Source organism: Paenibacillus phytorum (assembly GCF_013141715.1).
In the GTDB taxonomy this organism is placed as follows: Bacteria; Bacillota; Bacilli; order Paenibacillales; family NBRC-103111; genus Paenibacillus_E; species Paenibacillus_E phytorum.
In genome coordinates, this window is record NZ_WHOA01000241.1 from 226896 (window position 1) to 239301 (window position 12406).

Sequence of the window (12406 nt, forward strand, 5' to 3'; positions counted from 1 at the left end):
GAAGGAGATATCAACGACATGAAAGCCATCGTGAAACCAACCGCCCATCTACAAGGGGAAATAAACGCACTCTCCTCCAAAAACTACACTACCCGCTATTTGCTAATTGGAGCACTTGCGGACGGGACGAGCACCATCTATTATCCGGCACATAGTGAAGATAGTGATGCCATGAGACGTTGTGTCCGTGATTTGGGCGCTATTATTGAAGAAGATGATGAGAAAATCGTTATTACGGGTTTTGGTAAGAATCCCAAGCATGTTTCTGAGCTTAATGTAGGGAATGCCGGCGCAGTACTTCGCTTTTTGATGTCTACAGCCGCTTTTTGTCCCGATGTGACATTCGTAAACACGTATCCTGAATCTCTGGGCAAGCGCCCGCATGATGATCTCATTGATACTTTGCAACAAATGGGTGTGGAAGTACAACATTCTAACGGACGTCTGCCGATAACTATTAAAGGAGGACAACCGCGCGGTGGCAAGCTCACTGTTTCCGGTAATGTCAGCTCACAGTTCCTAAGCTCACTTTTATTTATGACACCTCTGCTAGAAGAGGATAGCGAGATTGAAGTGCTGCACGATTTGAAATCCAAAATCATTGTAGGTCAAACACTGGAAGTGTTAGAACAAGCTGGTATTATTGTGCACGCCAGCGAAGACCTTATGCACTACCGCATTCCAGGTAGACAATCCTATCAAGCCAAAGAATATGTCATTCAAGGCGATTACCCGGGCTCTGCTGCGATTCTAGCAGCTGCAGCTGTAACGAATTCAGATGTACGCGTTCTTCGTCTTGAAGAGAATAGCAAGCAGGGTGAGAAGGCTTGTGTGGATGTCCTGCGAGCAATGGGTGTCAATTTAACTCATGACAATGGTGTTGTGCATGTGAAAGGCAACCAAAAGATAATTGCTGGTGAGTTCGATGGTGATCACTTTACAGATGCTGTGCTTGCTATGGTTGCAGCAGCTGTATTTGCAGAAGGTACTTCTCGTTTCTACAATGTTGAAAATTTACGTTATAAAGAGTGCGACCGTATCACCGATTATTTGAACGAGCTTCGTAAAGCCGGTGCTGATGTAGAAGAACGCCAAAGTGAAATTATCGTACATGGTAAACCACAAGGTGTCACAGGCGGGGTTGAAATTAATGCTCATTTCGATCACAGAGTCATTATGGCTTTAACTGTTGTTGGTCTTCGTTCAGAGAAGGGTTTGATTATTCATGATGCCCATCATGTCGCCAAATCCTACCCGCAGTATTTTGACCATTTACGTTCCATTGGTGCTCAAGTTGAACTTGTGAGTGAGACATAGATTCCCAAAACAACGAATGGGTGAGTCAGCATGACGATTATTTGGCAGGGTTTAAAAGTGACGTTCGGTTTCTTCCTCGTTGCTGGGCTTGTGTTTGCAAGCAGTGTATTTGCTGTATTGCTTTATGCCAAAGCGACTGGTAAAGAACCAGCGTTTTTTGCGTCCAGTCCTGCGATACTTGCAGCCAAGCCTACAGCATCCGTGAAAGTAAATGAGGTTGCTTCTCCGCCGCCAGCTATCGAGTTAAAAAAATCAGCAATGATTGATGCGCCTGTTTTTGCACAACTACCAGAATTGCCAGCAGGTTGTGAAATAACAAGTTTAACGATGCTGCTGCAGTATCATGGGATTACAAAAAGCAAAATGGAACTTGCTGCAGAAATGCCTAAGGATGACACACCAGCCACCTTAAATGCGGACGGTTCAATTGCATATTGGGGAAATCCTAACTCAGGATTCGTAGGCGATGTCACTCGGAAGAAGAGAGGTTTTGGCATCTATCATGCCGGTCTATTTCCACTGCTGAAATCATATATACCTCAAGCCATTGACATTACGGGCGAGTCCTTTGAGATGTATGAGCAGCAGATTGCGAATGATATTCCGGTTATTATTTGGACAACGATTGATTTCAACATACCTTACAAATGGGTAACTTGGGATACACCTATGGGACCTATCAAGACGACATATGCTGAACATGCTGTATTATTGGTAGGATATGATGAGAATAATGTATACTTGAATGATCCATTAAGCGGGAAAAAGCAAGTGCAGGTAAACAAAAATCAGTTTATCGACAGTTGGACCGCAATGGGGAAACAAGGTCTCACGTACCTGAAAAAATAGGAGGGAAGCACATGACTTTCGAAAATCCGTCAAGAGAGCACATCAAGGAAATCCTAGCGAGTGCTGGTAATATTGCCGTAGTTGGTTTGTCTGATAAACCAGATCGTACATCGTATATGGTTTCCGCGGCTATGCAAAGCAGAGGATATCGGATCATTCCTGTCAATCCGAACGCTACTGAAATACTGGGTGAGAAATGCTACGCTTCTTTATCTGATATTCCTGAACCCGTGGATATCGTCAATGTGTTTCGCCGTGCTGACCAAGTGGTTCCTGTCGCAGAAGAAGCCGTTAAAATTAAAGCGAAGGTTTTCTGGCTACAGCTCGATATTGTGAATGAAGAAGCTGCACGTATTGCTAGCGAAGCCGGGTTAGAAGTCATTATGGACCGCTGTATTAAAGTGGAAGATGCGATTCTAAATCCTCGAAATAACTAAAATTACCGCACTTTGGACAAAACTAAAAACCGCTTTTCTCTTACCCAATAGGTAAGGGAGAAGCGGTTTTCTGTATGTTAGGAACTAAGCTTTTAATATATCATGGTCGACGTACCGCTCACCATTTAATTCACTAATGACATTAATTGCGACTTTAGCACCATCACCGGCAGTAACAATTGTATGCATACTAACTCCAGCTGTAGTACCTGCTGCCCAGACACCCTTAAGGCTGGTGCTACCTTGCACATCAGCATCAACGACAGTTTTGATACGTGGTTCTGTACCGGGCCTCGTCTGAATGCCTGATGCTTCTGCAAGCTCAACGGATAGCCCTGTTGCAAGAATAACATGTTTTCCTTCATAAGCTCCATTGTCTGTCGTTACTTGGAAACCTTCTTCGGTTTTTGCTAATTGTTCTGCCTTGCCTTGTACGAATTCAGTCCCGAATTTAGCTGCTTGTTTCTTCCCGATTTCGACTAAATCAGGACCCGCTATCGCTTCTACGCCATAATGATTCTCGACCCACGCTCGTTTGGTGACACTTTGATTGTTGTCAATGACAAGCGTCTTTTTACCAGCTTTTGCGGTGAATAAGGCTGCACTAGATCCTGCTGGGCCTGCTCCAATAATAATAACGTCGTATGTCATTACGGTAACTCCTCCTACAAAGAGAATGGGATACAAATGGATTATGGCACAGCCGGTAATTCATAGTCAATTTTCTAAGGAACATCCCAATGGCTTCCATAAATAAAAAATCGACAAGCGGAGAGAATAAAAAAGGCCCTAAAAAAGGTGCCCAAAAATATGAGAGTCCGAGGAGGATTTACAAATGTACAACAATAACAACAGCTTTGGGAATGCTTCCCAAGGTTATCAATCTTCACAAGGTTTTCAGGGGAACAATGCGCAATATCAAGGTTACCAAAAACAGTACCAACCGATTGGAACTGTACAATCTTTCTATAATCAATCTAACGCTGGGCAAGCTAACCAAGGTTTCAACCAAGGGAATTTACAAGCTTCACAAGCTTTACAAGCTCCTCAGGCAACTTCACAAGAGTCTTTTCACACTGCGAATTATCGTGGGAATCAACCACAACAACAGCAACAATCTAACTTCCAAAGCGGATATTCTTCTTATACCCCAATGAGCAACCAATTTGCTTCTAACCAATCCCAACAATTTGGTTATGCATCTGCTCAACCTGCTCAACAACCATTTGTTTCTAGTCAGTTCGGCAGTTCTACACAATCGAATCAACAACCATATGGACAAGCTTACGTTTCACCAAACGCGTTCCATACGGCGAACTATCGTGGGAATCAACCAGGGCATGATGCGTTGCGTAGTGATTTCTCGACTCCTTCTCAGCAATCCTTCCAAAGTGGCTATGGATCGCAACAAAGCATGCAGCAAAACATGCCACAACAATCGCTTCAATCTTTTAATTCCGGATTTAATAATTCAAGCATGGGGCAACAATCCGGATACAATTCCTCGTTTTAATAGGGGAACCGTTTCGAATGAGTTTACGAGCAGGTCGAACGCAGACCTGCTTATTTTGTTTTGACAAACAGGCTAACAAGCTTTACGATTTGATAAGAGAGGGCTTATGCTTACGATGCAAGTTTTCTTCGAAAACGCTGAGCTTATGCTTACGATGTCAGTTTTGCTAAAGCAAAACTCTTAGGAATATGCTTACGAAGCAAGTTTTCTTCGAAAACTCTAAGGAGGTAGCATACGTTTGAACTGGATGGGGAACTTACAACAGCTTGGCCGCTCATTAATGCTGCCTACCATTGCGCTTCCTATCGCTGCTGTGTTGCTTCGTCTAGGGGATCTACCTTGGGATGTCATTCACGCATCTAGCTTAGGGGATATGCTGCTGTTGGCTGGGAATACGGTCTTCGATTATATACCAATCATATTCGCTGTTGGTGTAGCGCTAGGCCTTACAGAAAGTGCTGGGATTGCTGGTTTATCAGCCATGCTGGGCTATTTTATGTTCACAAGACTAATTGAACATGAACTGGGGACTCAATTTCAACTGGGTGTACCAGGTGGGATATTAATTGGATTACTGGCTGCTATTATTTATCATCGCTGTAAAGAGATTAAGCTTCCAGAATACATACAATTTTTCGGTGGCCCCCGCATAGTTCCGCTTATTATGGGGCTGTCCACGCTTGTAGTGTCTTATATTATGATCACTATTGGCCCCTACTTAGAAATGGGGATGGGTAAGCTCTCCAATTGGCTGCTTGGTTTAGGCGGTTTAGGTGCCTTTGTTTATGGTATCGCGCATCGTCTTCTCGTTCCGTCGGGTTTGCATCATATTTTGAATAACTTTTTCTGGTTTCAAGTAGGTGCTTATCAGACGCCAACGGGACATATGGCTTATGGGGACTTGCCTAGGTATTTTGCCGGAGATCCGACAGCAGGTATGTATATGGCCGGATTATATCCCATTATGATGTTTGCCCTCCCGGCAATCGCTTTTGCGATTATTGGGGAAGCACGGGAAGATTTGAAGCCGAAGATTAAGGCGACATTCTTGACAGCAGCGCTTGCTTCTTTTTTAACAGGCGTCACTGAGCCTATTGAATTTGCCTTTCTCTTCGTTGCTCCGTATTTATTTGTTATTCATGCGATTTTGTCTGGAGCAGCCATGTGGTTGGCTTATGAATTAAATATTCATCACGGTTTTTCTTATTCGGCCGGGGCCATCGACTACGTCATTAATTTGCACTTATCGCATAATGGTTTATTGCTCATACCGATTGGTATCGTTTATGGGCTTCTCTACTATTTCATGTTCCGCTGGGCTATACGGCGGTTCCAGATTCCTACACCAGGTAGAGAAGAAGGCTCCTCACTTGAAGAGTGGGCAGGCGATATTCCATATCGCTCTCCACTTATTTTGCAAGCACTCGGTGGGAAAGACAATATTAAGAAGATTGAAGCCTGCATTACCAGATTGCGTCTTACACTTGTCAATGATCGTTTGATGGACATCACGGCATTACGACACTTAGGAGCAGCAGGCGTCATCCGTCTTGGAGGAGGCAATGTTCAGGTCGTGTTCGGAACATTCTCAGAGCTAATTCGTGAAGAGATTATGAAAGTATTGCGTAAGGATATTCATGTGGTGTTATTTACTTCGCCAATGCAAGGACGCATGATCCCCATTGAAGAAGTGCCTGATCGTATCTTTGCTTCGCGTTTGGTAGGTAACGGCGTTGCTTTTATTCCCGAGAAAGGAGAACTGGTTTCTCCTGTTGCCGGGACCATTATGCACATTTATCCGACTATGCATGCCCTGGGCATCTTGACCGAGGAAGGTTTGGAGGTCCTGCTGCATATTGGCATCGATACGTCTAGTTTACCGGGCAAATGTTTTAATGCGGTAGTAAAAGAAGGCGATCACGTGGAACCGGGGCAACTACTAATTAAGTTTAACTACAATAAAGTCAAAAAATTCGCTTCATCGATGGCGACACCGATGATTATTACGAATCCCGATCTTGTTAAATCTTGGAGTTTTGCTCCATTTAAAGCTGTCAAAAAAGGCCAAGGTTCTGTGATGTCGGTTGTCCTAAAGCCTACTAAACAAACAGGGGGGACGAATGGATGATCAGAGGAATAGGAGCGTCTTCAGGGATCGCGATGGGTCAGGCTTTTGTCATACCTACTTGGGAGTGGGATTTTCCTGAGAAAATGATTGATGTCACCGATTTGTCTTATGAATTTGAACGTTTGTATGATGGTATTCGATCTTCCAAAGATGAGCTAGAGATCATTAAGCAAGAGATTAAGGATGTTGTTGGACAAGATCAAGCCTATATTTTTGATGCACATTTGGCGATTTTGGAAGATCCCATTTTTATGAACGAGATTCAAGGGATTATTGAACTGCAGTACAAGGCGGCAGAAGTCGCTGTAAAAGAAGTTATCGATAAATTTGTCGATATGTTCAATCTCATTGACGACGAATATATGAAGGAACGAGCGCTTGATATTAAAGATGTCGGAAACCGGCTTCTGAAGCACTTGCTCGGCGATACTAGCTCAACGGTACCGCCAATCGATCATCCTTACATATTGGTCGCCAAAGAGCTAACACCGTCTCAATTGGCTCATTTGGACCCGGCTAATGTGCTTGGTCTGCTAACGATTCTCGGTGGCACGCATTCGCACGTATCCATCATGGCAAGAGCAATGTCCGTTCCATATGTGCTGGGTTTGGAAGGTAAGCTTCTGCGGCCCATTCAAAATGGCGATTTCCTGATTATTGATGGACAAGAGGGTACCTTATACATCAATCCTGATAAAATAACGATTGAGCGGTATCAAGCACGCAAAAAGAATTGGCTCGAGTTCAAAGAAAGCTTGCAAGAGATAGCCGACGTTGCACCAGTAACGTTGGACAAGAGCTATGTGAATTTACATGCCAATATCAATTCTGTGCTGGAGATCGATCAGGTTTTACGTAACGGGGCTTCTGGGGTAGGTTTGTTCCGGACGGAATATCTTTACATGGACCGCGATTCGTTACCTAGCGAAGACGAGCAGTATGAAGTTTATCGTCACGCAGCGAGGCAGCTGAAAGGTCGCCCCATTGTAATCCGAACACTCGATATTGGCGGAGATAAAAAGCTTGATTATTTGCCGCTTGCAAAAGAAGATAATCCATTTCTGGGGTATCGGGCGATTCGTATCTCGCTGGACCGTAAAGACCTATTTATGACACAGCTTAGAGCGATTCTAAGGGCCAGCCATTACGGTAACGTGAAAATAATGTATCCTATGGTCACTTCCCTGGATGAGGTGCGTCAGGCTAAAGCTCTGCTCGAGAAGGCCAAGGCGGAATTGCATGCACAAGGCTTACCCTATAATGCAAATATTGAAGTTGGATTAACGATTGAAGTGCCAGCTGCAGCTCTCATCGCAGATGTCCTTGCAAGTGAAGTGAATTTTATGAGCATTGGTACGAATGATCTTGTTCAATATGTATTAGCTGTGGACAGGATGAATGAAAACATCGCGCATTTATATAATCCCTATCATCCGGCAGTTATTAGGCTTCTCAAACATGTGATCGACTCGGCCAAAAGTGTAGGAATTCCCGTAGGCGTTTGTGGTGAAATGGCGGGTGACATTCGAGCGCTTCCGATATGGCTGGGATTGGGAATAGAAGAACTAAGTATTTCCGTGCAGACACTATTACAAGTGAAACACCGTTTACTAAGCAGTGACGCTAAGAAGTGCAAACAGCTAGTCAATGAAATTCTAGTTTGTAAAACAAGTGATGAAATCATAGAACTGCTTGCTCAAACCGAACAAACAGAATCCATCGTAGGAGGAAATTAGCATGGAATTGACAGGAACGAAAGTACTAGCTTTTGTTGATGAAGAATTTGAAGACTTGGAAATGTGGTATCCTGTATTACGTTTACGTGAATCTGGGGTCGTAGTGGATATTGTAGGTTCTAAGGCTGGAACCGTGTATCACGGTAAATATGGTGTACCCATTACGACTGACTACGCCTTTGATGAAGTAAAGTCTTCCGATTACATCGGCCTTTATGTCCCGGGCGGATGGGCGCCTGATAAGCTACGTCGTTATCCGGACGTGATTCGTCTAACGCAGGAGTTTCACGCGGCAGTAAAACCGATTGCTCAAATTTGTCATGCAGGTTGGGTGCTGATTTCGGCGAAAATCGTAAAGGGGTACACGATGACTTCTACGCCTGGCATTCGAGATGATCTCGAAAATGCGGGAGCAACTTGGTTGGACGAAGAAGTAGTTGTCGATCGCAACATCATTTCTGGGCGTCGCCCGCCAGATCTTCCTGCATTTTCCAAGAGATTTGTGGATGAGCTTATTCAATTTAATAAACTACAGGAAAAGTAACATTCTACTACCATAGGTGGCAAAAACTACTACTCTTCATTCGGCAGGAAATCGATTAAAATCGTAGAATATCATAGTACAAGCAACTCATGTACATGCCGCCCGCCAGTGAAGGAGTGTTAGAATGCAAAAGTATTGTAAGTGCGGACGCACGATGAACCTTCGTCTGCGTACGGTTATTTATCAAAACAAAGTCGACATTGAGAATGTACCTATTTACTCTTGTGAAGCATGTGGTCGCAGTGAAGTTGTTCCTCATGTTAAACCCGAACTTTCCGGTTTAATCGGTAGGCTGGGGAGTAAACCTGAGAAGCAGCAGCTCTTTTTTCATGAGCTTTCGGAAGTTGCTTTTCTGCTGCTGAAGGTGACGGAAAAAGAGCATATGAATGATTCCATGGAAAAGATCGTTGAAGAACGAATCAATGAACTTTTGGACATCTTATTGCTAGCACAATCGCTGGGTGATGAACCATGGACCGAAGAAATTCGCAAGCGGTTATCACAAATCACACAGAGTGCAATATCGACATAAGCAGTATATGGCCAATCCCATTGGGGGTTGGCTTTTTATAGTTGATATGAAAGAATAAGATTATACTTTAGCTTCGCATCAACCTTGACGAACTCACTCGTCTCTAAAGGACGATGGAGTCATTTATCCATGCATAATGTGTACATCTTTTGAAAAAACAATGAAATTATTTTCAAAGCATTTTCAATATACATTGCAAGATGGATTAATTTGTCGTATCATAACGATAATATACTAGGATCGCAGAATACTTTTGAAAATGGAGAGAGTAACCGTGACCGTAACCATTTATGATGTAGCAAGAGAAGCAGGAGTTTCGATGGCAACCGTTTCTAGGGTTGTAAACAACAATCCTAACGTTAAGCCACAAACACGCAAGAAGGTTTTTGAAGCCATTGAGCGGCTCGGATACCGTCCTAATGCGGTAGCAAGGGGTTTAGCTAGTAAGAAGACAACGACTGTTGGTGTTGTCATCCCTGATATTTCCAATTCCATTTTTGCTGAAGTGGCACGTGGGATTGAGGATATTGCAAATATGTACCATTACAATATTATTTTGTGTAATGCGGACAAGAAGAAAGAAAAAGAAATTCGTGTTATTAACACTTTACTTGAGAAGCAAGTTGATGGATTGCTCTTCATGGGTGGCGTAGTAACTGAGGAACATACACAGGCATTCCGCACGTCTTCCGTACCTGTCGTTTTATGCGGCACGAAGGATGAGAACCAAGCCATGGCATCCGTGGATATCGATCATGAGAAAGCTGCTTTCGATGCTGTGAATGTGCTTATTGAAGCCGGTCATCGTGACATTGCGATGATATCCGGAACGCTGCATGATCCAGCGAATGGATTTGCGCGTTATCAAGGTTACAAAAAAGCATTGGATGAAGCAGGCATTCCACTGCGTGATGAATATGTTCGCATTGGGAACTATCGTTATGAGTCAAGTGTAGACGCTGTGAATTATTTCTTGGAGCTTTCACCAAGACCAACAGCGATCTTCTCCGCAACAGACGAGATGGCGATTGGCGCCATTCATACGATTCAAGACAATGGACTCAGAGTGCCGCAAGATATCGCAGTCATTAGCGTGGACAATATTCGCATGGCTTCCATGGTTAGACCGACTTTAACGACAGTAGCCCAACCGATGTATGATATCGGCGCCGTGTCGATGCGTCTTCTAACGAAGCTGATGAATAAAGAGTCAACAGATAACATGCAGGTTATCCTACCGCACGAAGTTATTTACCGCAACTCCGTTACACAATCTTAATCAAATCAAACCTCTAAGCGAGGTCATTCCTTTGGGGGTGATCTCGGTAGAGGTTTTCTCATGTTGATAAGGGAAAGAGGATAATAAAATGACATGGAATAAAATTGCTCTAATCGGAGCGATGAACGAAGAAATAGAGCTGCTAGTTTCACATATGACCGATGTACGTGAAACGATCAAAGCTGGTATTACGTTTCGTGAAGGTACGTATTTTGACAAGCAAGTTGTTGTGTGCCGGACAGGTGTAGGGAAAGTGAATGCGGCTGTGACAACCCAAATTTTAATTGATAACTTCGGCGTCGAAGCTGTTATTTTTACAGGAGTAGCGGGAGCCTTAGATCCAGAGCTGAATATCGGGGATCTCGTGATATCGAGTGAATGCATGCAGCATGATATGGATGTTACTGCACTTGGGTTTCCTCGTGGTGTCATCCCTTATGAAGCGAAATCCACCTTCGAAGCGGATAGCAAACTTGTTGAGTTGGCTGTTGCATCAGGTGAAAAACTGTTTGCAGGCAAGGTTAAAAAGGGGAGAGTACTCTCTGGGGACCAGTTTATTGCAAGCAGGGAAGTTGTTGCTAGCCTGTATGAAGAGCTTGGCGGCGTTTGTGTTGAAATGGAAGGGGCTTCTGTTGCTCAAGTTTGCTCGATGAATGCCACTCCTTATGTCGTGCTGCGATCGATGTCCGATAAAGCAGATGGTTCAGCTCACGTTAACTTTGCCGAGTTTACGGTTCAGGCATCTGAGAATTCGTACAAAATGGTTGAGGATATCGTGAAACATTTATAAGTATGGATAAAAACGATAGTATAAAAAGCTCAGAATTTCGCCGAAATGGCGGTTCTGAGCTTTTATTTCTACTTCAAATACATCATGGCGAGTTCCTTCGTTTGCCGGTTCTTCTCGGCAATCGCTTGGCGCCTTGGAATCGGCGCCCAAGCATCTACGGGGTCCAGCCACGTATCTACCAGCTGGACAGGGCTCTTGCTCTGCCAGGCGTCCAGCCACGCCTGTGGCAGCTGCAGCTGGGGCTGCGCCTCCAGCTGATCTAAGATCGCCTGCTCGCTCATGACGAGCCAGAGCAGGCTCCAAGCACGTGGTACGACACGCCAGATGTCGTACCCGCCGCCCCCGAGCGCTATCCACCGCCCTTCGCACCACTGGTGCGCAAGGGAGTGAATCAGCTCGGGCATAGCCTTGTACACGCGCATGGAGCAATGTACATGCGCGAGCGGGTCGAAAGCATGGGCATCGCACCCATGCTGCGAGATAATGACGTCTGGCTGGAAGCTGCGAATCGTCTCGGTAAGCACCTCACTGAAACACTCCAGCCACGACTCATCCTCGGTGTAGGGCTCCACCGGCATGTTTATGTTCGTGCCGAACGCGTCGCCTTCGCCGCGTTCGTTCACGGCACCCGTGCCGGGGAATAAATATTTCCCCGTCTCGTGGATAGAAAGTGTGCATACCTGAGGATCGGCATAGAAGCCCCACTGCACGCCATCTCCATGATGCACATCTGTGTCGATGTACAGCACCTTTGCGCCGTACATCTCTTTTGCGTGCGCAATCGCCGCTGACGCGTCGTTGTAGACGCAGAAGCCTGCGCCCTTGCTTTGCAGGGCGTGGTGCAAGCCGCCGCCCAGGTGAAGGGCGTGCGGAGCCTTACCGGACATCACCAGCTCGACAGCGGTGATGGAGCCGCCCACGACCTTCGCCGTGGTTTCATGCATCCCGGCGAAGTAAGGCGTGTCGTCGGTGTCAAGTCCGAAGCGCGTTGCTTCTCGGACCCAATGCTCCTCCGGCACGGAACAGCTAAGCGCTTTCACCACTTCGATGTAAGCGGGTGAATGAACCCGCAGCAGTTCGCTATCTGTCGCGGAACGAGGAGCCCGCAGCGCGCTGTCAGGGAGCGCGCCGGCTTTTCGCAGCAGATCCACCGTCATCGTAAGGCGATCTTGATTGAACGGGTGGTTTTCATTAAATTTATATTGAATTTCTTGATCATCATAGATAAAGACAGGATTTGCCTTCTTGTTCATATCCCTTATTCCCCCGAATGGACTAACA

Annotated in this window: 12 protein-coding genes; 10 read left to right on the forward strand and 2 right to left on the reverse strand. The window is 45.1% G+C overall.

All coding sequences use genetic code 11. The features are described from left to right. Positions 1-18: 18 nt before the first annotated feature. From aroA to GC098_RS34250, 3 genes are read left to right on the forward strand one after another with little or no spacing between them, the layout of a single operon-like run. Positions 19-1317 carry a 3-phosphoshikimate 1-carboxyvinyltransferase gene (gene aroA / locus GC098_RS34240; RefSeq protein WP_171648633.1) on the forward strand — a complete coding sequence of 433 codons (1299 nt, stop codon included), beginning with the start codon at positions 19-21 and terminating at the stop codon, positions 1315-1317. Positions 1318-1347: 30 nt separating this feature from the next. After that, a complete protein-coding gene (locus tag GC098_RS34245; RefSeq protein WP_171648635.1) occupies positions 1348-2166 on the forward strand; it encodes a C39 family peptidase in 819 nt (272 codons plus the stop codon). Positions 2167-2177: 11 nt separating this feature from the next. Beyond that, complete coding sequence (locus GC098_RS34250) at positions 2178-2603, forward strand: CoA-binding protein (protein WP_171648637.1); 426 nt, start codon at positions 2178-2180, stop codon at positions 2601-2603. 84 nt (positions 2604-2687) lie between these two features. On the opposite strand, the gene GC098_RS34255 is transcribed toward GC098_RS34250, so the two are convergent. Next, a complete protein-coding gene (locus tag GC098_RS34255; protein ID WP_171648639.1) occupies positions 2688-3254 on the reverse strand; it encodes an NAD(P)/FAD-dependent oxidoreductase in 567 nt (188 codons plus the stop codon). Positions 3255-3438: 184 nt separating this feature from the next. Here GC098_RS34255 and GC098_RS34260 point away from each other — a divergent pair, with 184 nt between their 5' ends. The 7 genes from GC098_RS34260 (at position 3439) to GC098_RS34290 (ending at position 11125) form a co-directional block, all read left to right on the forward strand. After that, the gene (locus GC098_RS34260; protein WP_216625516.1) at positions 3439-4116 is read left to right on the forward strand and encodes a hypothetical protein; all 678 of its coding nucleotides are present in this window, start codon (positions 3439-3441) and stop codon (positions 4114-4116) included. 238 nt (positions 4117-4354) lie between these two features. Beyond that, positions 4355-6244, forward strand: a complete 1890-nt coding sequence (locus GC098_RS34265; RefSeq protein WP_171648641.1) for a glucose PTS transporter subunit IIA — start codon at positions 4355-4357, stop codon at positions 6242-6244. Further along, positions 6241-7980, forward strand: coding sequence for a phosphoenolpyruvate--protein phosphotransferase (ptsP, locus tag GC098_RS34270; RefSeq protein ID WP_171648643.1), 1740 nt, complete (start codon positions 6241-6243; stop codon positions 7978-7980). The genes GC098_RS34265 and ptsP overlap by 4 nt, the downstream gene beginning before the upstream one ends. Position 7981: 1 nt before the next feature. Next, entirely contained in the window at positions 7982-8524 is a 543-nt protein-coding gene (locus GC098_RS34275) for a type 1 glutamine amidotransferase domain-containing protein (protein WP_171648644.1), read from the forward strand. 124 nt (positions 8525-8648) lie between these two features. Beyond that, positions 8649-9056 carry a hypothetical protein gene (locus GC098_RS34280; protein WP_171648646.1) on the forward strand — a complete coding sequence of 136 codons (408 nt, stop codon included), beginning with the start codon at positions 8649-8651 and terminating at the stop codon, positions 9054-9056. A gap of 274 nt (positions 9057-9330) precedes the next feature. Beyond that, positions 9331-10335: a catabolite control protein A gene (ccpA, locus tag GC098_RS34285; protein ID WP_312880513.1), complete on the forward strand. Its 1005-nt coding sequence runs from the start codon at positions 9331-9333 to the stop codon at positions 10333-10335. 88 nt (positions 10336-10423) lie between these two features. Then, on the forward strand, positions 10424-11125 hold the full coding sequence (locus GC098_RS34290) for a 5'-methylthioadenosine/adenosylhomocysteine nucleosidase (protein ID WP_171648648.1): 702 nt from the start codon (positions 10424-10426) through the stop codon (positions 11123-11125). Between the two features lie 68 nt (positions 11126-11193). On the opposite strand, the gene GC098_RS34295 is transcribed toward GC098_RS34290, so the two are convergent. Beyond that, positions 11194-12378 carry an acetoin utilization protein AcuC gene (locus GC098_RS34295; RefSeq protein ID WP_171648650.1) on the reverse strand — a complete coding sequence of 395 codons (1185 nt, stop codon included), beginning with the start codon at positions 12376-12378 and terminating at the stop codon, positions 11194-11196. Positions 12379-12406: the final 28 nt, after the last annotated feature.